General features: G+C 67.8%; 22 protein-coding genes, 1 other RNA gene, 1 pseudogene and 2 riboswitches. Of the genes and pseudogenes, 14 read left to right on the top strand and 10 right to left on the bottom strand.

Annotation, left to right across the window (positions count from 1 at the left end; translation table 11 throughout):
- The 4 genes and pseudogenes from C998_RS14695 to C998_RS0112830 all read left to right on the top strand — a co-directional run.
- Positions 1–153, top strand: a pseudogene (locus tag C998_RS14695) (ZIP family metal transporter); the annotation flags it as partial.
- A gap of 224 nt (positions 154–377) precedes the next feature.
- Positions 378–1,805, top strand: coding sequence for an autotransporter outer membrane beta-barrel domain-containing protein (locus C998_RS15255; protein ID WP_231365001.1), 1,428 nt, complete (start codon positions 378–380; stop codon positions 1,803–1,805).
- 607 nt (positions 1,806–2,412) lie between these two features.
- Positions 2,413–3,507 carry a porin gene (locus C998_RS0112835; RefSeq protein ID WP_018871283.1) on the top strand — a complete coding sequence of 365 codons (1,095 nt, stop codon included), beginning with the start codon at positions 2,413–2,415 and terminating at the stop codon, positions 3,505–3,507.
- Between the two features lie 219 nt (positions 3,508–3,726).
- On the top strand, positions 3,727–3,999 hold the full coding sequence (locus tag C998_RS0112830) for a cupin domain-containing protein (protein WP_018871282.1): 273 nt from the start codon (positions 3,727–3,729) through the stop codon (positions 3,997–3,999).
- A 316-nt stretch (positions 4,000–4,315) separates the two neighbouring features.
- On the opposite strand, the gene C998_RS0112825 is transcribed toward C998_RS0112830, so the two are convergent.
- From C998_RS0112825 to zapB, 9 genes are all read right to left on the bottom strand, one after another.
- Positions 4,316–4,876: a Uma2 family endonuclease gene (locus C998_RS0112825; protein WP_018871281.1), complete on the bottom strand. Its 561-nt coding sequence runs from the start codon at positions 4,874–4,876 to the stop codon at positions 4,316–4,318.
- A 299-nt stretch (positions 4,877–5,175) separates the two neighbouring features.
- Entirely contained in the window at positions 5,176–5,691 is a 516-nt protein-coding gene (locus tag C998_RS0112820; protein ID WP_018871280.1) for a DUF3368 domain-containing protein, read from the bottom strand.
- Positions 5,673–6,017 carry a UPF0175 family protein gene (locus tag C998_RS0112815; protein ID WP_018871279.1) on the bottom strand — a complete coding sequence of 115 codons (345 nt, stop codon included), beginning with the start codon at positions 6,015–6,017 and terminating at the stop codon, positions 5,673–5,675. Before C998_RS0112815 ends, C998_RS0112820 begins: the two co-directional genes overlap by 19 nt.
- 153 nt (positions 6,018–6,170) lie before the next feature.
- On the bottom strand, positions 6,171–6,848 hold the full coding sequence (locus C998_RS0112810; protein ID WP_018871278.1) for a glutathione S-transferase N-terminal domain-containing protein: 678 nt from the start codon (positions 6,846–6,848) through the stop codon (positions 6,171–6,173).
- Complete coding sequence (locus C998_RS0112805) at positions 6,848–7,342, bottom strand: EVE domain-containing protein (RefSeq protein ID WP_018871277.1); 495 nt, start codon at positions 7,340–7,342, stop codon at positions 6,848–6,850. The genes C998_RS0112810 and C998_RS0112805 overlap by 1 nt, the downstream gene beginning before the upstream one ends.
- A gap of 18 nt (positions 7,343–7,360) precedes the next feature.
- A complete protein-coding gene (locus tag C998_RS0112800) occupies positions 7,361–8,029 on the bottom strand; it encodes a 5-formyltetrahydrofolate cyclo-ligase (RefSeq protein WP_018871276.1) in 669 nt (222 codons plus the stop codon).
- 41 nt (positions 8,030–8,070) lie between these two features.
- A non-coding RNA gene (gene ssrS, locus C998_RS14690) (6S RNA) lies at positions 8,071–8,256 on the bottom strand.
- A 76-nt stretch (positions 8,257–8,332) separates the two neighbouring features.
- On the bottom strand, positions 8,333–8,692 hold the full coding sequence (locus C998_RS0112795) for a cell division protein ZapA (RefSeq protein ID WP_018871275.1): 360 nt from the start codon (positions 8,690–8,692) through the stop codon (positions 8,333–8,335).
- On the bottom strand, positions 8,689–8,925 hold the full coding sequence (zapB, locus tag C998_RS0112790) for a cell division protein ZapB (protein ID WP_018871274.1): 237 nt from the start codon (positions 8,923–8,925) through the stop codon (positions 8,689–8,691). The genes C998_RS0112795 and zapB overlap by 4 nt, the downstream gene beginning before the upstream one ends.
- 139 nt (positions 8,926–9,064) lie before the next feature.
- Between zapB and C998_RS0112785 the strand changes: the two genes are divergently transcribed.
- From C998_RS0112785 to gcvPB, 10 genes are all read left to right on the top strand, one after another.
- Positions 9,065–9,352: a hypothetical protein gene (locus C998_RS0112785; RefSeq protein ID WP_018871273.1), complete on the top strand. Its 288-nt coding sequence runs from the start codon at positions 9,065–9,067 to the stop codon at positions 9,350–9,352.
- A complete protein-coding gene (locus C998_RS0112780; RefSeq protein WP_018871272.1) occupies positions 9,352–9,903 on the top strand; it encodes a UPF0149 family protein in 552 nt (183 codons plus the stop codon). Before C998_RS0112785 ends, C998_RS0112780 begins: the two co-directional genes overlap by 1 nt.
- On the top strand, positions 9,900–11,240 hold the full coding sequence (gene pepP, locus C998_RS0112775; RefSeq protein WP_018871271.1) for a Xaa-Pro aminopeptidase: 1,341 nt from the start codon (positions 9,900–9,902) through the stop codon (positions 11,238–11,240). The genes C998_RS0112780 and pepP overlap by 4 nt, the downstream gene beginning before the upstream one ends.
- 21 nt (positions 11,241–11,261) lie before the next feature.
- Positions 11,262–12,539: an FAD-dependent monooxygenase gene (locus C998_RS0112770; protein ID WP_018871270.1), complete on the top strand. Its 1,278-nt coding sequence runs from the start codon at positions 11,262–11,264 to the stop codon at positions 12,537–12,539.
- Positions 12,536–13,732 carry an FAD-dependent oxidoreductase gene (locus tag C998_RS0112765; protein ID WP_018871269.1) on the top strand — a complete coding sequence of 399 codons (1,197 nt, stop codon included), beginning with the start codon at positions 12,536–12,538 and terminating at the stop codon, positions 13,730–13,732. The genes C998_RS0112770 and C998_RS0112765 overlap by 4 nt, the downstream gene beginning before the upstream one ends.
- 103 nt (positions 13,733–13,835) lie before the next feature.
- Positions 13,836–13,945, top strand: a riboswitch (glycine riboswitch).
- A riboswitch (glycine riboswitch) is annotated at positions 13,946–14,057 on the top strand. It begins immediately after the preceding riboswitch.
- Positions 14,058–14,141: 84 nt separating this feature from the next.
- Positions 14,142–15,245: a glycine cleavage system aminomethyltransferase GcvT gene (gene gcvT / locus C998_RS0112760; RefSeq protein WP_018871268.1), complete on the top strand. Its 1,104-nt coding sequence runs from the start codon at positions 14,142–14,144 to the stop codon at positions 15,243–15,245.
- 79 nt (positions 15,246–15,324) lie between these two features.
- Complete coding sequence (gene gcvH, locus C998_RS0112755) at positions 15,325–15,717, top strand: glycine cleavage system protein GcvH (RefSeq protein WP_018871267.1); 393 nt, start codon at positions 15,325–15,327, stop codon at positions 15,715–15,717.
- A gap of 85 nt (positions 15,718–15,802) precedes the next feature.
- On the top strand, positions 15,803–17,161 hold the full coding sequence (gene gcvPA, locus C998_RS0112750; protein WP_026279628.1) for an aminomethyl-transferring glycine dehydrogenase subunit GcvPA: 1,359 nt from the start codon (positions 15,803–15,805) through the stop codon (positions 17,159–17,161).
- 53 nt (positions 17,162–17,214) lie between these two features.
- Entirely contained in the window at positions 17,215–17,742 is a 528-nt protein-coding gene (gene tpx / locus C998_RS0112745; protein WP_018871265.1) for a thiol peroxidase, read from the top strand.
- 83 nt (positions 17,743–17,825) lie between these two features.
- Positions 17,826–19,337: an aminomethyl-transferring glycine dehydrogenase subunit GcvPB gene (gene gcvPB / locus C998_RS0112740; protein WP_018871264.1), complete on the top strand. Its 1,512-nt coding sequence runs from the start codon at positions 17,826–17,828 to the stop codon at positions 19,335–19,337.
- A gap of 353 nt (positions 19,338–19,690) precedes the next feature.
- Here gcvPB and C998_RS0112735 read toward each other — a convergent pair.
- The coding region (locus C998_RS0112735) for a zinc ABC transporter substrate-binding protein (RefSeq protein ID WP_026279627.1) at positions 19,691–20,638 on the bottom strand (948 nt) is incomplete at its 5' end.

Genomic DNA, 20,638 nt, shown 5'->3' with positions numbered 1-20,638 from the left:
CCCTGGGGCCTGGCCTTCGCCGCCGGTGCCATGCTGTTCGTCATCAGCCACGAGATCATCCCCGAGTCCCACCGCAAGGGCCACGAGGCCCAGGCCACCACCGGGGTGCTGGTCGGGTTCGTCACCCTGCTGGCCATCGACCTCGCGCTGTAGGGCATCCGTGTGCCGCTCCGCGTTCAGCGCGGGGCGGTCCTGCATCCCCGAACCCCTCCGTTTGGAGGGGGCGAGGCATGCGGAAAGGCGGCACCATGCCCGGCCTACGGGGTCCGGCCCCGCTTCACGCCTGCGCGGGAATGGCCTACATTGAGAAGTGGTTGGCAATCCGCGACGATGGATGCCGCGCCTTTACACCATGACGTCCGATCCGGAGGAACCTTATGCGAAATCTGAAACGCGCCATTCTGCTGGCTTTAAGCGGTGCTTCTCTGGCCGGGGCGGGGCCCGTGCAGGCGAATGCAGACAGCGTGGAAGTGGATGTGGAAGGTGAGCGCTGGGAGGTGAGCGTTACGGACCCTCCGTTCAGCGAAAATCGTGAACTTCTCCGAGGGCAGGAATGGTGGGGGGATCCGGAGTTGGCCAGTAAATTCGTGGATGCCGTGTTCACAGATCAGCATATAGAGGAGCCCGTAGAGGAGCTCGTTCCCGTACTTTTCGCCTATAGCGAAGTAACGTTAAGCGAAGTAACGTTAGTTGAGGCGAAATACTGGGATGGCACGGCGCCGGAAAGCTGCGCCGCCGAGGACGTGATACTCAGAGGCTCCGAGACGTCGCCCTGGCTCTGTCCTTCTAGCGAAGATGAAGTGCTTTTTGGCGAAGAACCATTTCGGTTCGCCATCGCCGAGCGCATCGAACGGATGATGTCGCTGGCGTCGGTGTCCGAGAGCCTCGAGTCCAGCAGCCGCGCGGTGGGAGCCGCGCTTTCCACCAGCACGCTGCATGTCCATGGTGCGCACGGGCGGCCGATGTCCCGCTATGTGGACGAGGGCGAGAGCACCGTGTGGGTGCTGGGGGACTACGGCGTGCGCCGCCATGGCGACCAGGACGGCAACACGGGCATCGCGGGCGTGGGTGCGGGGCACAACTTTGGCCTCATGCAGTTCAACTATTCCCTGGGGCGTACCTGGACCGAGGAGGATCTGGTTCAGGGCGGTGAAGTCGACACCGATACGTTTTTCCTGATGCTCGAAGGCATCGTGCCGGTTCATGAAGAAGCGGGTCTGTTCCTCACCGTCGGGGGTTTCCACCAGTGGGGTGAAGCGGACATCCGCCGCGGCTACCTCAATTCGAGCGGTCAGCGCGATTTCTCCACGGCGTCCCCTTCGATGCACGGCCAGGGCGCCCGCGTGCGCATGGACTGGGTGGATGCCTGGAGCGCTTCCCGCGTCAGTCTGAGCCCCTATGCCGATCTCAGTTACTCGCGGATCCGCATGGAGGGGTACGAGGAAAGCGGGGGTGATCTGCCCGCGCGTTTCAGCAGCCGCAGCGACAGCGTGACCGAACTGCGCGTCGGTTCGGAACTGGCCATGCCGATCGCGGAATCCGGGTTTGATTTCGTGGCCACCGGTAACGTGACGCATCGTTTCGACAGCGATGGCGTGCGCACCCGCGGTCGCATGCTGAACGATCCGTTCACGGTCAACCAGTTCAACATCGACGGCCGGGACTACGACCAGACCTGGGTTCGCGCCGGCGTGGGCGTCGAAGGCGCTGTGGGCCCCGGAGATGTTTCGGTGATGCTGAACGGCACCTCCAGGGGTGAAGAAGAGGCCGGCTGGCTGGCCGCCTCCTACAGTGTGACCTTCTGATCCAGCCCCTTCGCCCCTGCCTTGTGTCGCGGCCCGGCGCTCGTTACGAACGCCGGGCCGCTTGCTGACCGGCCCCTGCCGAACCGGGCGGCTTCCCGGTCGCGGTCGCTCGCGATCCGTCGCAGCCGTCTTCGTCCCCCGGGGGCGTCTCTGCCCCCTGACCGTCTTCTCGAATGCACCGCCCCGTCCGTCCCCGGACGTGCCGGCTGTCGTATCGTGGCAACACCGCCTCCCTGAACGCCGCCATCGGGCCGGATGTTGCATATTCGCAACGTTCACCGTTCCACGTCCGGACGCGGAAATCCCGCGCAGCCACAGCGGCCCCGTTCATGCGGAGGGTCACGAAGGCGATTGGTGTCCCGGCGTATTCGGAAGTTCTTAATATTCGTTTTTTCAGCGGTTTGCAGGCGTCGCCCCGCTTTCGCGGCCCCTGTCTCGGGAGATCGCGTGAAGACCGAAGTGTATAAGCGTGATCGAATACGGGTTTTTTTCCGCCACAAGGGTTGAAATACGACACCGTGGCGTATATAAAACACAGGACATCGCGGGGCCGACGGGCTCCGGGGTGCAACAGACAGCAAGAACTCACCTCCTGGGAGAAAGCATCATGCAGAAGAAGATTCTCGCAATGGCCGTCGCCGGCGCCTTCGCCGCCGCTCCGGCCCTCGCCTCCGCCGACGATTCGGTGACCCTGTTCGGTCAGGTCAAGTACGAAGTGGGTGCCGTGGACGGCGCCAGCGCCGCTGATGGCGGTTCCACCAACCGTGACATGGTCCACTCCGGTGTCGGCACTCGTATCGGCGTCCGTGGTTCCGAGGACTTGGGTGGCGGCATCACCGGCCTGTTCCGCATCCAGGGTAATCTCGCCGGCCAGGGGAACCTTTTCAATGATCCGAACACGGGTGCGTTCGATTTCAACGAAGAGGTCTGGGTCGGTATCGACGGCAACTTCGGTCAGGTCCGTCTCGGCCAGTCCGACTCCGCCATGAAGAACGCGATGAAGCCGTTCCGTGCCTTCACCGATACCTTGGCCGACAGCGCCACGCGCCCGGGCCGCGTTGCTGTGGCCGGCCAGACGACTGATAGCTGGACCCGTCAGGATGGTATCCACTATCAGAGCCCGGATTTCGCCGGCTTCACTTTCGGCGCCACGCTGAACCCCACCGGCGCGGAAACGGATGCCTACTACTCGCTGAACACCATCTACGAGATGGGCCCGATGCAGTTCTCCGGTGCCTATGAGCGGGCCAGTAGCCCGAATCAGGATTATGCCGGTCTTGCCGGCAGCTTCGCGGATGTCGATTCCTGGCACGCGGGCTTCAGCTTCGATTTCGGTCAGGGTGACGTGGGCGTGAAATACCATCAGTGGGATGGCGGGTCCAACGCTGGTGGTCTGCTGAACGACAACAAGCTGGAGCAGGTGCTGGTCCCGGCCAACTTCCGCGTGACCGACCAGATCAACCTGCGCGCGGCGGTGCAGTACAACACCATCGATGATGGCAATGTGACCGTGGGTACCACGAGCGAGTCCTCCTGGACCAACGTGGCCTTCGGTGCGCAGTACCACTTCAGCAACCGTACCGAGGCGTTCGTGAACATCTGGAACGATGGCCATATCGGAACCACGGCCACGACCACCGGGCCGAACTTCAACTCGGACGACGGCACCCACGTCGGTGTGGGCCTGCGTCACAGCTTCTAAGCGCGATCGCGCATGAAGTGATAACAACGGGTGTAAGCCCGTTTTGCGGGGCCCTCCGGGGCCCCGTTTTTTATGGAGGGTCGCGCATTCGGTGTGCGGCCCTTTTTCGTGGGTGCATGCGGTTGGGTGGCGCGTCCGGCGCGGCTACGATGGCCGTCATCCGCGTTGCAGCATTCATCCCGACCGATCAAAACGAACGGAACGATCCGAGGAGGCAACATGAAGATCGAAGTGGAACATCGGCCGGAGCGCGACCGGCTGGAGGCACTGGGCGTGTTCGACTGGCCGGTGTGGGAGAAGGAGGCGTCCAGCTTCCCGTGGCATTACGACGAGACGGAGACCTGCTACATCCTCGAGGGGCAGGTGACGGTGACGCCGGAGGATGGCGAGCCGGTCACGGTCGGCGAGGGCGATCTGGTGACCTTCCCGGCAGGTATGGGCTGCACCTGGGAGATCCACCGGGACATCCGCAAGCACTACCGCTTCGGGTAGTCGGCTATCGCTTCGGGTAGTCGGCACGTAGGAGGCCAGCCCCCTGGCCGATCCGGCACGCTGTCGGGGTGTGAAAAAGAGAAAAGACCGAACAACATCCCTGTTGATCGGCCCTTTCGGTTGGAACTTCCCTGTTCCTGATTGGGGATATTATCGGCGCCCCCGGGCTGAAACAATATCGATTGCGTGTTTTTGTGATTAAAACCACAAAAAATAGATTGGAATCAGTCTAAATCTTCGGCAAAATCAAAGAAGATGGGGTAAAAGATTCCAAATAAACAACTATTTAGGGGGTTCGTGGATTCGGGTGGGGGCGTCAGTCGGCCCAGAGTCCGCCGAGGGGGATGGTGACGGCATCGAAGGGGGCGATAGCCACGGGGTCGTCGTTTTCGAACGCATTGAGCAGGAGCCAGTGCCCTTCGTGGTTGGCATAGGCCTCCAGGGTGCGGAGCACGGGGTCGACGAGCCAGACGTGGCCGACACCGTGGGCAGCGTACACGGGCAGTTTTTCCACCCGGTCGACCCGGGCAGTGGATTCGGAGAGGACTTCGCAGACCCAGTCGGGGGCCAGCTCGAACCAGGCGGTCTCGGGCAGGCCGGGCATCCGTTCGCGGCGCCAGCCGGCCAGTTCGGGGACCAGCACATGGCTGCCCAGGTGCACTTCGGGTTCGTCGAGGATCCACCAGCCGCCAGGGCCGCCATGCCCCTTGTCGTATGGTCCTCCGAGCTCTACGCCCAGCAGGGAGCTGGCGCGGGCATGACGCGGGGCTGGTCGGGGGGTGGTGACAAGCTGCCCATGAATGAGCTCCGCCACCAGGTGGTCCTCGACCTGGAGGAGGTCTTCGTAGGTTGCGTCTCGGGTAGCCGGGTCCGCCATGGGTGTCTGCCTCCTGTTTCCGGGTGACGCCGCGCTTGTTGTTCCATCGTACGGGTTGCGATGCGGGGCGGGAAGACGGGGGCTTCGCGTGCGAGCACGCTCCCACAAGGGGTGGGGTGTCAAGGAGTGGGCGGGCACCGGTGCTGTGGGAGCGGCCCTGGCCGCGAAGAGGGCGGGGCGGGGTAGTTCAGCGGGCGAGCCACTGGGCGTCGAGCCGGGTGGCTTAGTCGCTCCGCCAGGAGCGCGCCCCGGTCCCACCGGCGACGCAGTGCGCCTCGCTGTCCCCGAGGACGGACCAGTCAGCGACCAGCGCCCCTGCCCTGTTCGCCTTCGCCGACGCGGTCAAGCACCGTGCGTATGACGTCGGCCGCGATGCGGAACTCCGACTGGTGAAGCCGTTCGAAAACCGCGCGTGCGGACGGGATCAGACCCTGGCGGCGCGCCATCCCGATCACGGCGGCGGTCCCCGCCACACGAATACCGGCCTCAAGGGCAAGGGCGCGGCCCATCCGTTCATCCATGAGCACCAGGGCGGGTTCATCGTGGCCGAGGGCCATCCGGATACAGGCTGCTTCGCCTTCATCCAGTTCGGGTAACGGTGTCGACGAGCGCGGCCCTTCCCGGAGGCACAGCCAGCCGGCGTCCAGCGCGGCGGCGATGGCGGATTCTCCGGGCCTTCCCTGGCCGGGCAGCACCTCGCGGGCGACTTCCTCCGGAATCCCGACCGTCCCGAACAGACGGGGCAACCATTCCAGCCCATCGACGAACGAAAGCCCGATCAAAGGGCTGGCGTCGCTCAGGACGAGGCGAGCCATTCGTCGAGGGTATCCATATCGTGGTCCGCTTCCGTGCCATTCAGGTCCACGACGGGAATCCCGAGCCGGGAAAGATGGCGCGCGAAGTCGGCCGTGGCGAACTCGGCGAGACGCGCCGCACGCGCCAGGGAGAGGTGCCCGTCACGGAACAGGGCGGTGGCCAGGGCCACCTTCACACCCGGCGCGTCGAGTTCCCCCGCATCGTTCAATCCCAGGATGAGGGCATCGGGACGGTCCCGGTTCATGACCACCACCGGCGTTTCGTGGGACTTGCGCAGGGCGCCGGTGGGATTGTTCTTGAGGCCGCTAACGTTCACGACTTCCATGGGAATCCTCCATGGGAATGGTAGTCAGGATCAATACTAGTCCTGTCCATGCTTCCCGGCAATCCGCTCAGCTTCTCGCTGTGGTAGCCCTCGATGGCGAGGTTGCGCACCCGGGAGCTGGCGCGGAAATGACGCGGCGCTGGTCGGGGTGGTTCAGCGGGCGAGCCACTGGGCGTCGAGCCGGGTGGCGAAGGTCTCCTCGACGCGGCGCAGGTAGTACATCATGTCCACCGGCAGGTTGATGCCGTCGTGCATCTGCAGGGGGTAGAGGTCGGCGGCGATCACGCAGTCGGCGATGGACGGGTGGCCGAGATAGAAACCATTGGCGGCCAGGTGGCGGGCGAGCTCGGGCAGGCGGCTCAGCCGGGCCAGCTGCTGGTAGCCGTCGTAGCGGTCGTTGGCGAGTTCCTCCACGCTCATGCCGAAGCGGTGTTCGACGTTCGCCTTGAAGTCGGCGAGAGCATCGGCGTCCTGGCCGATGCCGTGGTAGCCGGGGGCGAGCGGGGCGTACAGGCGCTCGAGCACCACGTCCACGCGGGCGCGCCAGTCGAGCAGGGCCTGCCAGGCGTCTTCGGCGATGATCCCCGCGGACAGCGGTTCGCCGCTCGGGAACAGCTCGTCGATCGCGCGCAGGGCCGCCGTGGTGTCGGTGTGCAGGGCGCCGTCATCGGTGGCGAGCACCGGGGACTGCCGCGCGATGCCCAGCTCGAAGAAGGTCTCGTCGTCGAACCAGTCGACCGCGCGGGTCTCGAGTGCCGCGCCCTTGTACCCGCAGGCCAGGCGGATGCGGTCGGCCTTGGGGTCGTGGGCGAAGTGGTAGAGCGTCGCCATCAGGCGGAGCCCCGGTTTGTTCCACCTCGGGTCTGTCCGCGTTTCGCGTTGGCGAGGATGAAATCCCACTGATCCTCGGTCAGCGGCATCACCGACAGCCGGTTGCCGCGGCGCACCAGCGGGCAGTCGGCCAGTTCGGGCTGCTGCTTGAGCCAGTCGAGGGTGAGGATGTCGTCGAATTTCTCCTCGAAGGCGACGTCCACCCGCAGCCAGCGCGGGTTGTCGGGATCGCTCTTGGGATCGTAGTGCTTGTCCTCGGGATCGAAGGCGCAGTAGTCCGGGTAGGCCTCGTTCTCGATACGCATGATGCCCACGATGCCCGGCGGTTTGGCATTGGAGTGGTAGAAGAAGGCGAGATCGCCCTTCTTCATCTCGTCGCGCATCATGTTGCGCACCTGGTAGTTGCGGATCCCGTCCCAGGGCTCCACGCCCACGCGTTCGAGATCGTCGATGCCGAACTCGTCGGGTTCGGATTTCATCAGCCAGTAGCCCATGTCGTCGCGTTCCTTGAATCAGTCGTTGTCAGGTGTCTGCAGGGTAGCAGTGGCCTGTCCGTGCCGGGGGAATACATGCCAGCCGGTCTCGGTGACCACGGCATCCAGCGGCACGTCCCAGGGCTGCACCGGCAGGGCCTCGACCTGCTGCAGGCCATGGGCCACGCCGATCAGGCGCGGGCGGTGGATGCCGAAGCGCCGCCGGGCGAAGTAGCGGTCGTAGTAGCCGGCGCCCATGCCCATGCGGTTGCCGTGGCGGTCGAAGGCGACCAGCGGCATCAGCACCACCTGCATCTCGCGGCGCCAGACGCGCGGCGCGCCGGGGCAGGGCTCGGCGATGCCGAAGCCGTTGTGGCACAGGCGGTCTTCGGGGTGCCATTCGTGGAAATGCATGCGGCCGTCGCGGCGGGTGTCCATCACCGGCAGGGCGATGCGGGTGCCGCGCCTGGCCAGGGCGCAGGTCAGCGCGGTCAGGTCGACCTCGCCGCGCAGGCCGCGGTAGGCGCCGATGCAGTGCGGTTGCCAGCGTTCCAGCCATTTCAGCAGGTGACCGCTGATCGCGCGGTTGTGCGAGTCCAGGCGGGTGTCGGACAGCGCGGCACGCCGACGGCGCAGTTCGCGCCGGAGCCGGCGGGCGTCCTCGCGGGCGAGGGCGTCGATATCGGGGACGTGCGCGGTGGTGGACATGGCCGTGAGGGTCATGGGGATGGGCAGGAAAAAAGAGAGGACGCGCCCCGCGGGCGCCGTCGTGGCCTTCGACCTTGAACCAGCGGTTCAGGTGGGAGAAGTCTCCGAATCTTTAGGCTTTCCGCTCGGGGGCGGACCTGCACAGCGAAACGGAAGAACTCGGTCCCTGGGTGTTGCATTAAGGCTCAAGGGTACCACCCGGCCACGTTCGAACGCCGCAGCAACGCGTCCGGGGTCATTATGGACCAGATGCCCGGGGCGTGCTCAACCCGGCCCCGCAGAAGGGGAATCCGGTGGCGGGAATCAGGGCTCCGAGCGGGTGGTGCCGGTCTCGGCCTGACTCCCGGTGCCGGCGTCCGTGCCACGGTCCAGGTTCTGCTCGATGCGTTCGGCCAGCGCGTGCAGGCGTTCGGGGGCGTCGGCCCCGCCCTTTTTCATCCGTTCCAGCTCTTCCTGACACTCGAGCTTTTCGTGGGCGAGGTTGAGCGCGACCATCACCGCGATGCGCTCGGCCCCGACCACGCGCCCGCCGTCGCGCAGTTCGCGCATGCGCTCGTCGATCAGGGACGCGGAGGCGAACAGGTCGGCGCGCTCCTCGGGCGGGCAGGCGACGTGGTACTCCTTGCCCATGATGGTGATGCGGACCGGCTCGGACTGGCTCATTCGGACTGCTCCATCGCCCGCAGGCGGGCGATCATGGTCTCGACCCGGTGGCGGGCCTGCTCGTTGCGTTCGCGGTAGGTCGCACGTTCGGTACGCAGCTGGCGCACCTGTTCGTGCAGCGCCCGGTTTTCCTCGCGCAGTTCGGCGTTATCGTCCAGCAGGCGCAGGATCGCGGCCTCGAGACGGTCGAGGGCGTCGGGCGCGTGGCTGCCGGAAGAAGCGCTGTCGGACATGGCGGGGCGGGCCTCGGGCTTGAAAAACGGGAGCGAAGTCCCTGAATCCCGGAGTCTAGGAGGGGGTCGGCGGAACCGTCAACCGAAACACCGGCGGGTTGTGTTGCGACCCGCGCAGGGGGTGGCCAGAATATGACCCATGACACAGCCTCCCGAACCCGCACCCGACGCCACGATCATCGAAGGCACGGCCCACAACGGCAAGCCGTGCCGGGTGGTGGACAACACCGGCACGATCCCGCGCGGCGAGCTGGAACAGCTGCTGGAGGACCTGATCCGTGACAAGCGCTTCGGCCTGACGGCGCTGTCCGCGACCGGTTCCAGCGAGATCCGCCTGGGCGAGCCGCAGTTCACCCATCTGCAGATGGGCGATGATCTGTACCGCTTTCTGCTGTTTCCCTACGAAGCCCGTCTGGAGGCCTTCTGATGGCGCAGTCCTGGGAAGAACGTCTGGCCCACGGCCTGCGCACCATGGGGTTCGCGCAGACCCCGGCCTCGGCCCATGGCCTGATCACCGGCTGCCTGGTGGCGGACCCCGAGGCCGGCAATGACCTCCTGATCAAGTCGCTGGGCGAGGCGCTGCCGCTGACCGAGAATCCCGCCGAGGCATTCGACCGGCTGGTGGACGAGCTGCGCCGGCATCTGCTGGCGCAGCTGTACGACATCGAGCTCGGTTTTGCCCCGCTGGTGCCGGAGGATGCGGAGATCGAGACCCGCGCCCAGGCGCTGTCGGAATGGGCCGACGGCTTCATCAGCGGGCTGGGGCAGACGCCGCGGCTGGGCGGGCTCAAGCCCTCGGCCGAGTCGGCGGAGATCCTGCGGGATCTGGCCGAGATCGCGCGCATGGATCCCGAACCGGAGGACAGCGAGGCCTCGGAGAAGGACTTCGAGGAGCTGTCCGAATACGTGCGCGTGGGCGTGCTGCTGATTGCCGACGAGCTGGCCCCCGAGAACCCGACCCGGATCCCGATGCAATGAGCCGCGCGCCGCAGATCCCCGCCGGTGAGCTGGCCCGTCGCCGCCAGCGCCTGATGCGCGCGGCCGGGCGCGATGCCCTGATCGTGATCCCGGGCGCGGTGGAGACCACCCGCAACCGCGACGTCGAATACCCGTTCCGGCAGAACTCCGATTTCCTCTATCTGACCGATTTCGAGGAACCGGACGCCATCGCGGTGCTGGCCCCGGGGCGCGAGGCCGGGGAATACATCCTGTTCTGCCGCGATCGGGACCCGAAGATGGAGACCTGGACCGGGCGCCGCGCGGGGCCCGACGGAGCGATGGAGCACTTCGGCGCCGACTGCGCCTTCCCGGTGGACGACATCGACGAGATCCTGCCCGGACTGATGGAGAACCGCCGCGAGCTGTGCGCGCCGTTCGGCCGCGACGAAGGCTTCGACCGGCGGCTGTTCGGCTGGCTGCAGCAGGTGCGCCGGCGCGCGGCGCGCAGCGGGGTGCGGGTGCCGCACGAGTTCGCCGCGCTGGAGCACCACCTGCACGAGCAGCGCCTGTTCAAGAAGGCCCCGGAGCTGAAGATGATGCGCCACGCCGCGTCGATCTCGGTGGGGGCGCACAAGCGCGCGATGCAGGCCTGCCGCCCCGGCATGACCGAATACCAGGTGGCCGCCGAGATCACCCATGAGTTCCATCGCCACGGTACCGAGGCGGCGTATCCGTCCATCGTCGGCGGTGGCGAGAACGGCTGCATCCTGCACTACATCGAGAACCGCGACGTGCTGCGCGACGGCGACCTGCTGCTGATCGACGCCGGTTGTGAGCACCGCGGCTATGCCTCGGACATCACCCGCACCTTCCCGGTGGGCGGGCGCTTCGGCGGGCGCCAGCGCGAGGTCTACGAGATCGTGCTGGACGCGCAGCGCGCCGCCATCGACGCGGTGCGGCCCGGACACCACTGGAACGATCCCCACGACGTCGCGGTGCGCGAGCTGACCCGCGGGCTGCGGGATCTGGGCGTGCTCGAGGGCGAGCTGGATGCGCTGATCGAGGACGAGGCGTATCGCCCGTTCTACATGCACCGCACCGGTCACTGGCTGGGGCTGGACGTGCACGATGTGGGCGACTACCGCGTGGGCGAGGCCTGGCGGCAGCTGGAGCCGGGGATGGTGATGACCGTCGAGCCCGGGCTGTATTTCGGCCCGTACTGCGAGGCCCCGGAGGACCTGCGCGGGATCGGCGTGCGCATCGAGGACGACGTGGCCGTGACCCGCGACGGGCACGAGGTGCTGACCGAGGCCTGCCCGAAGACCGTGGAGGCCATCGAGGCCTGCATGGCCGATGGCGCCCCCAAACGTCGCTGAAACCGGGGCAGAGGGACGCGCATGGAGGCCACCGTGAATCGCGGAACACAAACGCAAACCGAGACCGACATCGCCGTGGTCGGCGGCGGGCCGGTGGGCGGGCTGATGGCCTGCACCCTGGCGCGCGCCGGCTACTCGGTGAGGCTGTTCGAACGCGGCCCGGCGCCGGATCCGGCCGCCCCGCGCGTGGACACCCGTGGCTATGCCCTGGCGGCCGGCTCGGTAACCCTGCTGGACGATCTCGGCTACTGGGCGGAGCTGGCGACCACGGCCGCGCCCATCCGGCGCATCGTGGTCAGCCGCCGCGGCGGGCTGGGCCGGGTGCGCATGGATGCCGCGCAGATGGGCCGCGAGGCCCTGGGTCAGGTGGTGCCGGCCGCGGCGCTGGATCCCCTGCTGGCGCGGGCCCGGGATGCGGCGGGGGTGGCCAGTCATCACGCCACCACGCTGGCGGGTGTGGAGGCCGCTGCGGACGGCGCGCGCCGCCTGCACCTGGAGGGTCCCGACGGGGCGTGGTCCTGCCGCGCGCGGCTGCTGATCGCCGCCGACGGCGTGGGCTCGCCGACCCGCGAGGCGCTGGGCATCCCGGTGCAGCGCCACCGCTACGATGCGGATGCCCTGGTGTTCGATGTGCGGCCCTCGCGTGCGCACGACGGCGAGGCCTTCGAACGCTTTACCGACGAGGGGCCGCTGGCACTGCTGCCGCAGGCCGACGGGCGCATGAACGTGGTCTGGGTCGCCCCGCCGGAGGTCTGTGACGCTCGCCTGGAGCTGGACGAACCGTCCCGCATGGCGGCGCTGCAGGAACGCTTCGGCTGGGCGCTGGGGCGGCTGCACCCGGCGGGGGACGTGCTGCGCTTCCCGCTGCAGCGGATGCATGCGCCGCAACCGTTCGCCGAACGCGCGCTGCTGCTGGGCAACGCCGCCCACTCGGTGCATCCGGTGGCCGGCCAGGGGCTGAACCTGGCGCTGCGCGACGTGGCCGATCTGCTGGGCGTACTGCGCGAGGGCGCGCAGCCCGACGGGCGCCCCGCGTTCGTGGCCGATCCCGGCGGGCGGCACGTGCTGGAGGCCTGGGCGCGCCGGCGCGAGGGCGACATCCGCCGCATCGTCGGGGTGACCGATTTCCTCGCCCGCGGGATGCGCCATGTCGACGGGCTGCTGGGCCATGCCCTGGGGCTGGGCATGATGACGGTCGATCGGGTGCCGCCGCTGCGCGATGCCTTCGCGCGCGGGGCGATGGGGCTGCGGCCGGTGCCGCGGCATACCCTGTCGCGGCTGCCGGAGACGCGGGCATGACGCGCGCCGGCGAGCCGCTGGACGTGCTGGTGGTGGGCGGCGGTGCCACCGGCCTGGCTACCGCTCTTGGTTGCGCCCGCGCCGGCATGCGGGTGGCGGTGCTGGAGCGCGGTCCGGCGCCGGCGTTCGATCCGGCGACCGCGCCGGTGACCCGGGTGGTCACGCTCAATGCCGCGGCCATGGGCCTGCTGGATCGTCTGGGGGTCCAGGAGGCCCTGGCGGCCAACCGCGCCCATGCCTTCTCCGGCATGCAGGTGTGGGACGCGCATGGCCCCGCGCATATCCGCTTCGACGCGGATGATCTGGGCGTGCCCGAACTCGGCTGGACCGTGGAGAACGCAGCGCTGGAGGCGGTGCTGTGGCAGGCCCTGCGCGAGCGTGGCGTGGCGCTGTGGCCGGAGACCGCGTGGCGCAGCGTGGACCTGCGGCCCGATCGGGTGGATGTCTACGCCGAGGGGCATGCGCCGCTGGCCTCGGCACGCCTGGTGGTGGCGGCCGACGGGGCACGTTCGGCCCTGCGCGAACGCGCGGGCATCGCCGTGAACGAGCGCCCGTACCACGCGCGCGGCGTGGTGGCCACGGTGGAGACCGCGCAGGGCCATGGTGACACTGCCTGGCAGCGCTTCGACGACGAGCGCATCCTGGCCTTCCTGCCGCTGGGTGACGGGCGCTGTTCCATCGTCTGGTCGCTGCCGGAGCCCGAGGCCGATGACGTGATGGCGATGGATGATGCGACCTTCATCCGCGAGCTGTCCGGCGCGATCGATGGCGGTCCCGGCCCGGTGACCGGCACCTCGCCGCGCGCCAGTTTCCCGCTGGTGGCGCGCCATGCGCGTGACTACTTCTCCGGGCGGGTGGTGCTGGCCGGGGACGCGGCGCACACCATCCATCCGCTCGCGGGGCAGGGGCTCAATCTGGGGCTGGCCGATGTCGATGCGCTGCTGCGCCAGCTTGCCGGCCCCAACCGGCGTGATCCCGGCGATCCGCGCGGGCTGCGCGCCTACACCCGCGCGCGGCGCCCGGAGAACGCGATGATGCAGCGCGCGATGGACGGCTTCCGCCTGCTGTTCGGTGCCCGCCGCGCCGGTCTGCCGGAGCTGCGCGGGGCCGGGGTGCGGCTGGTGGACGGGCTGGTCCCGGTCAAGCGCCAGCTCGCGCTGCGCGCGTTCGGGCTGGACGGCATCCGCCGCTGATCCATGGACCCGATCCCATGGACCCGGCGTGAATCGGGGCATTGGGTTCCGGCGCCGGATCGCCTATAATTGATCTTACGCCATCGGGGCACGAAACGCTCCGCACATCATCCTGGAAGAGTTCTGCCGCGCCGCGCCTCGGGCGCGCGCCGCAGACGCCGAAGGCGCAACATCCGCCCGGAATCGCTCAGGCTTCAGGACCGGGATGGTGAAACGGCGAACTCTGGAGAGCGGCCGGCAGACGGCCCACCGAAGGGGGCGATCGCCCGGGTCCACAGGACCGCGGGGCGCGCAAACTCTCAGGTTTCAGGACAGAGGGGCGGCTGGCAGTTAATCCTGTCGGCCGCCCTTTTTTATGCGCGGATGACCGCGACGCCATCGACGCCGGAACAACTGCAGGACGAAAAGCATGACGCTGAAGAAAACCCCGCTCCATGCCGCCCACGAACGCGCCGGCGCCAAGCTGGTCGATTTCGCCGGCTGGGAGATGCCGCTGCATTACGGCTCGCAGATGGAAGAGCACAAGAAGGTGCGCGCCGGCGCCGGCATGTTCGATGTTTCGCACATGCGCGTGGTCGACATCCACGGCCCGCAGGCGCAGGCCTTCCTGCGCTATCTGCTGGCCAACGACGTGGCCAAACTGAAGACCGAAGGCCGCGCGCTGTACAGCTGCATGCTGAACGAGCGCGGCGGCGTGATCGACGACCTGATCATCTACTGGCTGGGCGGGGACACCTATCGCGCGGTGGTCAACGCGGGCACCGCCGAGGGCGACATCGCCCACATGCAGTCCGTGGCGCAGGACTTTGACGTCCGCGTGGAGCCGCGCCCGGAATTCGCCCTGATCGCGGTGCAGGGCCCCGAGGCGGTGGCGAAGACGCTGCCGCTGCTGCCGGAAGACCTGCGCGGCGCGGGCGAGCTCAAGCCGTTCTCCGCGCTGTGGAACGACCAGTGGTTCGTTGCGCGCACCGGCTACACCGGCGAAGACGGCTTCGAGGTGATGCTGCCGGCCGCGGAGGCCGAGGGCTTCTGGCAGGCGCTGCTGGATGCCGGGGTCGACCCCATCGGTCTGGGTGCGCGTGACACCCTGCGCCTGGAGGCCGGGATGAATCTCTACGGCACCGACATGGATGCCGACACCAGTCCGCTGACCGCCAACCTCGGCTGGACCGTGGCGCTGAAGGATGCCGAGCGTGATTTCATCGGTCGTGCGGCCATCGAACGCGAGAAGGCCGCGGGCGTGCAGCAGCGCCTGGTGGGCGTGGTGCTGGAAGGCCGCGGCGTGCTGCGCGGCGGGACGCGTATCGTGACCGACGCCGGCGACGGCGAGGTGACCTCGGGCAGCTTCGCGCCCAGCCTGGGCGTGTCCGTCGGCTTCGCGCGGGTGCCGGCCGCCGCGGCCGATGCCGAGCGCCTGGAGGCGGAGATCCGCGGGAAGCACCTGCCGGTGCGGGTCGTGCGCCCGGTGTTCGTGCGCAACGGCGAGCCGCAGATCGAACTGCCTTCCGCCTGATACGGGACGTACAATGGCAACGCGCAGTGGCACACTGCGTACCCGGGTTTCAACGCTATAACGCTATAAGGATGACGTCATGAGCGAAGCACCGAAGGACCTGAAATACACCAAGAGCCATGAATGGGTTCGTACCGAAGACGACGGTACCGTGACCATCGGCATCACCGATCACGCGCAGGAGCTGCTGGGTGATCTGGTGTTCGTCGAGGCCCCCGAGGCCGGCAGCAGCCTGGAGGCCGGCGCGGCCTGTGCCACGGTCGAGTCGGTCAAGGCCGCCTCCGACATCTACGCCCCGATCACGGGCGAGGTGACCGAGACCAACGCGGAGCTGGAAGACAGCCCCGAGAAGGTCAACGAGTCGCCCTTCGAGGATGGCTGGCTGTTCCGTATGAAGCCGGCGGATGCCGGCGAGCTGGACGGCCTGATGGACGCGGACGCCTACGCCGCGCACGTCGAAGCCGAATCCTGAAGCCACCGGCGGTGGCCGTACCCCGGTGTCCGACGGGCACCGGGGCGCCGCCGAAGAACTTCGCGTCAGCGAAAGCGAGAAAGTCATGCCGTTTATCCCGCATACCGAAGAAGACATCCGTTCGATGCTCGACTCCATCGGCGCCGATTCCGTGGAGGATCTGTTCGACGAGATCCCGGCCGGGCTGCGCGCGCCGCCGCTGGAGGGCATCCCCGAGGGTCTCAACGAAATGGGGATCTCCCGCCTGATGCAGGAGCGGGCCGCCCGCGACGGCATGCCCTCGAATTTCATTGGCGCCGGGGCGTATGAGCACCACATCCCGGCGGCCGTGTGGCAGATCGCCACCCGCGGCGAGTACTACAGCGCCTACACGCCCTACCAGGCCGAGGCGTCGCAGGGCACGCTGCAGCTGATCTACGAGTACCAGACCATGATGGCCCGTCTGACCGGCATGGAGGCCTCCAACGCCTCGCTGTATGACGGTGCCTCCGCGCTGGCCGAGGCCGTGCTGATGGCAGTGCGCGTCAACCGCCGGTCGAAGAGCAAGCGGGTGCTGGTCCCGGGTGCGCTGAATCCGGTGTACCGCCGCGTGATCGACACCCTGATCGGCAATCAGGGCATCGAGCTGATCGAGGTCCCGTTCGACGAGACCACCGGACAGACCCCGGTGGAGGCGCTGGCCGCGTACGCCGACGACGACATCACCGCGATGATCATCAGCCAGCCGAACTTCTTCGGCATCCTCGAGGACGTGGATGGCCTGACCGGCTGGGCCGAGGAGCGCGAGATCCCGGTCATCGGCGTGGTCAATCCGGTCTCGCTGGCGCTGCTGAAGCCGCCGGGCGAGTGGGGCGGCAACGGCGTCGACATCGTGGTCGGCGAAGGCCAGCCGCTGGGCGCGCCGCTGTCCTCCGGAGGGCCGTATTTCGGCTTCATGACCACGCGCAAGAAGCACATCCGGCAGATGCCGGGGCGCATCGTCGGGCGCGCCGAGGATGCCGACGGCAAGCCGGGCTTCGTGCTGACGTTGCAGGCCCGCGAGCAGCACATCCGCCGCTCCAAGGCCACCTCCAACATCTGCACCAACCAGGGGCTGGTGGTGACGGCCGCGACCATCCACATGTCCATGCTGGGTGACGAGGGCCTGACCCGCGTGGCCGAGGCCTGCTACGCCAACACCCATGCCCTGGTGGAAAAGCTCGCCGCCAAGGGCATCAAGCCGCGCTTCACCGGCGAATATTTCCACGAGGTGGCGCTGGACTTCGGTGGCAATGCCGCCGGGCAGCTGCAGGCGATGGCCGACGCCGGCGTGCTCGCCGGGCACGACCTGGGGCGCGACTACCCGGCGCTGGATGGCTGCGTGCTGGCCTGCGTCACCGAGACCAAGAACGAGAACGATCTGGAGCAGTACGTGGCTGCCTGCGAGCAGGCCCGCGCGGCCTGAGCGGGGAGTCACTCCACGCGACGTGCCATACCCCAACCGCCGAGGAGGCTGACATGGCCGAGACCAAGCTAGAGGGCAACACGATCCACACCAACGGCGACCTGCCCCACGTGGGTTCGCCGGCTCCGGACTTCAACCTGACGGGCAAGGACCTCAATGATGTCTCGCTCGCCGATTTCGGCGACAAGCGCAAGATGATCTACATCGTGCCCAGTCTCGACACGCCGGTGTGTGCCGAGTCGACCAAGAAGATCAACCAGTTCGTCGAACAGCGCCCCGACGTGCATGCACTCATCGTCTCCGCCGATCTGCCCTTCGCGATGGACCGTTTCTGCTCCGTGGAGGGGCTGGAACGCGTCACGGTGCTGTCGATGATGCGCGATCGCAATTTCGCCAGGGACTACGGCGTGCTGATCCAGGACGGACCTCTGGCCGGGATCACCGCCCGCGCGATGCTGGTGCTGGATGCCGACAATCTGGTGATGCATGCCCAGCTGGTCCCCGAGATCGGCGACGAACCCGACTACGACGCGGTCTTCGCCGCGCTGGACGACCGGGCGACGCTGAGCCCCACCCAGTAACGCGACAGGCCTCCGGCGGGCCCCGCGCGGTGCAGATCCGCCGGGGCCCGCCGTCTACCCGAATACCGAAGCGAGAAACCGCCATGAACACCACGGAAACCAAGCTGATCTTCGAACATTCCCACGCCGGTCGCTCCGCCGTGGCCCAGGCCCCGCAGGCGCACGCGGCCACGGCCATCCCCGCGCACCTGCGGCGGAAATCGGCGCCGGGCCTGCCGGCCGCCTCGGAGCTGGACGTGGTGCGTCATTACACGCGGCTGTCGCAGAAGAATTTCTCCATCGACACCGAGTTCTATCCGCTGGGCTCGTGCACGATGAAATACAACCCGCGCGCCTGTAACAGCCTCGCGATGCTGCCCGGGTTCCTGAACCGCCATCCGCTGGCCCCGGCCAGCCACAGCCAGGGCTTCCTGCAGACCATGTACGAGCTGCAGGAGATGCTGCGCGAGGTCACCGGCATGCAGGGCGTGTCGCTGGCGCCGATGGCGGGCGCGCAGGGCGAGTTCACCGGCGTGGCCATGATCCGCGCCTACCACGATGCCCGCGGCGACACCGAGCGTCGCGAGATCATCGTCCCGGATGCCGCGCACGGCACCAACCCGGCCACCGCGATCATGTGCGGCTACGAGGTGCGCGAGATCCCCACCGACGAGACCGGGGACGTGAACCTCGAGGCGCTGCGCGAGGCCGTGGGTCCGCAGACCGCCGGGATCATGCTCACCAACCCGTCCACCGTGGGCGTGTTCGAGCGCCGCATCGAGGAGATCGCGAAGATCGTGCACGAGGCCGGCGGCCTGCTGTACTACGACGGCGCCAACCTCAACGCCATCCTCGGCAAGGTGCGCCCGGGCGACATGGGCTTCGACGTGATCCACATGAACCTGCACAAGACCTTCTCCACGCCGCACGGCGGGGGCGGTCCGGGTTCCGGCGCGGTGGGTGTGGGCGAGCGGCTGCTGCCGTACATGCCGGTGCCGCACGTGGAAGAGGACGGGCAGGGCGGCTACCGCCTGGCCGAGGAGGCCGACCGTCCGGAAACCATCGGCCGGCTGTCCGCGTTCATGGGCAACCCGGGCGTGCTGCTGCGGGCCTATGTCTACATGCGCATGCTGGGTCGCGAGGGCATGGTCCGGGTCGCCGAGTTCGCGACCCTCAACGCCAACTACCTCGCGAGCGAGCTCAAGGCCGCCGGATTTGATCTGGCCTATCCGGAACGCCGCGCGACCCACGAGTTCATCGTTACCCTGAAGAAACAGGCGAAGGAGACGGGGCTGACCGCCGGCGATGTGGCCAAGCGGCTGCTGGATCACGGCTTCCACGCCCCCACCACCTACTTCCCGCTGCTGGTGCCGGAATGCCTGCTGGTGGAGCCGACCGAGACCGAGTCGAAGGAGACCCTGGACGCCTTCGTCGAGGCCATGGCCTGCATCCTCGCCGAGTCGGCGGACGACATCGACACCATCAAGTCGTCGCCGCACAACCTGCCGAACCGCCGTTTCAACGAAGTGGCGGCGGCCAAGGCGCTCGACCTGGTGTACCAGGAACCGACCGGCGACGCCGCCGGCGCGCAACCGCGCAGCGGCACCCACGGCTGACGCGCCATCCGGGCGGGCCTGCTTCCGGGCCTGCCCGATCTGCCCGCCCAGGGAATTGGTCCGGAGGTTGCCACGTCGCCTTCGGCTCCTCGCAACGACGAGCACGAATTCCCGTCATCGCGAGCAGGCCGGACGAACGAGGACGGCGAGACGGTGATCACCTCGCAACGACGAGCATGGATTCCTGTCATCGCGAGTCGCGCAGCGACGTGGCGATCTTCGGTCGCAGCCCCTGATCCTGCGTGCAGGCCGCTTCGGCGGATTGCCACGTCGCCTTGCGGCGACTCGCAATGACGGGGGCGATGGCTGCGCGACTCGCGAATGGCTGGGTGAGCGGCCCTGGCGGATGGGGCTTATTCGCGCTTCATGCAGTCGAGGAAGCCGTCGGCCAGGTCGTCCATCAGTTCGAACCAGGCGTCCGGGCCGGGCTGGATGTCGACGCCGACCGGGTCCAGTTGACCCAGGCGCGTCGCGTGTCCTTCCACGATGGTCTCGGCCAGCGCCGGGCGGAACTGCGGTTCGGTGAACAGGCAGGTGACATCGTCCGCGGACAGGCGATCACGCAGTTCGCTGATGCGCCGTGCCCCGGGACTGCGGGACGGGTCGACGGTGATGGAGCCGGCCGCGTTCAGGCCGTAATGCGCCTCGAAATACTGGTAGGCGTCGTGGAACACCACGAAGGCCTCGCCGCGCACCGGTTCCAGACGCTCTTTCAGTTCGGCATCGAACTCGTCGATGCGTTCCAGCATGCGGTCGCGGTTGTCTTCCAGGGCGCCGGCCTTGTCGGGGTAATTCTCCCCGAGTCGGTCCGCAAGCTGCGTCACGATCGCCCGGGCGTTGTCGGGTGAGAGCCAGATGTGGGCGTCCTGGTGGCCATGTGCGTGCTCCTGGTCATGCCCGTGGTCATGGTCATGCCCGTGGTCGTGGTCATGCCCGCGGTCGTGGTCATGCCCGCGGTCGTGGTCATGGCCGTGGTCATGGTCATGCCCGCGGTCGTGGTCATGCCCGTGGTCGTGGTCATGGCCGTGGTCGTGGTCATGCCCGTGGTCGTGGTCATGCCCGTGGTCATGGTCATGCCCGTGGTCATGGTCATGCCCGTGGTCATGGTCATGCCCGCGGTCGTGGTCATGCCCGTGGTCGTGGTCATGCCCGTGGTCGTGGTCATGGCCGTGGTCGTGGTCATGGCCGTGGTCGTGGTCATGCCCGTGGTCGTGGTCATGCCCGTGGTCGTGGTCATGCCCGTGGTCGTGATCATGCCCGTGCTCATGGTCATGGCCGTGGTCATGCTCTCCGCCATGTCC

The sequence above is a fragment of the Thioalkalivibrio sp. ALgr3 genome, from assembly GCF_000377325.1.
Taxonomy (GTDB): Bacteria; Pseudomonadota; Gammaproteobacteria; order Ectothiorhodospirales; family Ectothiorhodospiraceae; genus Thioalkalivibrio.
This window is presented reverse-complemented; position numbering and strand designations above follow the sequence as displayed.

Excerpts from the sequence above, each read along its gene's own strand:
- C998_RS0112825 (WP_018871281.1), bottom strand. The coding sequence starts at position 4,876 with ATGGCGGACCCGGCTACCCGAGACGCAACCTACGAAGACCTCCTCCAG.
- C998_RS0112765 (WP_018871269.1), top strand. The coding sequence starts at position 12,536 with ATGACGCGCGCCGGCGAGCCGCTGGACGTGCTGGTGGTGGGCGGCGGT.
- C998_RS0112795 (WP_018871275.1), bottom strand. The coding sequence starts at position 8,692 with ATGAGCCAGTCCGAGCCGGTCCGCATCACCATCATGGGCAAGGAGTAC.
- C998_RS0112820 (WP_018871280.1), bottom strand. The coding sequence starts at position 5,691 with ATGGCTCGCCTCGTCCTGAGCGACGCCAGCCCTTTGATCGGGCTTTCG.
- C998_RS0112805 (WP_018871277.1), bottom strand. The coding sequence starts at position 7,342 with ATGGGCTACTGGCTGATGAAATCCGAACCCGACGAGTTCGGCATCGAC.
- C998_RS0112800 (WP_018871276.1), bottom strand. The coding sequence starts at position 8,029 with ATGTCCACCACCGCGCACGTCCCCGATATCGACGCCCTCGCCCGCGAG.
- C998_RS0112770 (WP_018871270.1), top strand. The coding sequence starts at position 11,262 with ATGGAGGCCACCGTGAATCGCGGAACACAAACGCAAACCGAGACCGAC.
- C998_RS0112815 (WP_018871279.1), bottom strand. The coding sequence starts at position 6,017 with ATGGAAGTCGTGAACGTTAGCGGCCTCAAGAACAATCCCACCGGCGCC.
- C998_RS0112785 (WP_018871273.1), top strand. The coding sequence starts at position 9,065 with ATGACACAGCCTCCCGAACCCGCACCCGACGCCACGATCATCGAAGGC.
- tpx (WP_018871265.1), top strand. The coding sequence starts at position 17,215 with ATGGCCGAGACCAAGCTAGAGGGCAACACGATCCACACCAACGGCGAC.
- zapB (WP_018871274.1), bottom strand. The coding sequence starts at position 8,925 with ATGTCCGACAGCGCTTCTTCCGGCAGCCACGCGCCCGACGCCCTCGAC.
- C998_RS0112810 (WP_018871278.1), bottom strand. The coding sequence starts at position 6,848 with ATGGCGACGCTCTACCACTTCGCCCACGACCCCAAGGCCGACCGCATC.
- gcvPB (WP_018871264.1), top strand. The coding sequence starts at position 17,826 with ATGAACACCACGGAAACCAAGCTGATCTTCGAACATTCCCACGCCGGT.
- gcvT (WP_018871268.1), top strand. The coding sequence starts at position 14,142 with ATGACGCTGAAGAAAACCCCGCTCCATGCCGCCCACGAACGCGCCGGC.
- gcvPA (WP_026279628.1), top strand. The coding sequence starts at position 15,803 with ATGCCGTTTATCCCGCATACCGAAGAAGACATCCGTTCGATGCTCGAC.
- pepP (WP_018871271.1), top strand. The coding sequence starts at position 9,900 with ATGAGCCGCGCGCCGCAGATCCCCGCCGGTGAGCTGGCCCGTCGCCGC.
- C998_RS0112780 (WP_018871272.1), top strand. The coding sequence starts at position 9,352 with ATGGCGCAGTCCTGGGAAGAACGTCTGGCCCACGGCCTGCGCACCATG.
- C998_RS15255 (WP_231365001.1), top strand. The coding sequence starts at position 378 with ATGCGAAATCTGAAACGCGCCATTCTGCTGGCTTTAAGCGGTGCTTCT.
- C998_RS0112830 (WP_018871282.1), top strand. The coding sequence starts at position 3,727 with ATGAAGATCGAAGTGGAACATCGGCCGGAGCGCGACCGGCTGGAGGCA.
- gcvH (WP_018871267.1), top strand. The coding sequence starts at position 15,325 with ATGAGCGAAGCACCGAAGGACCTGAAATACACCAAGAGCCATGAATGG.
- C998_RS0112835 (WP_018871283.1), top strand. The coding sequence starts at position 2,413 with ATGCAGAAGAAGATTCTCGCAATGGCCGTCGCCGGCGCCTTCGCCGCC.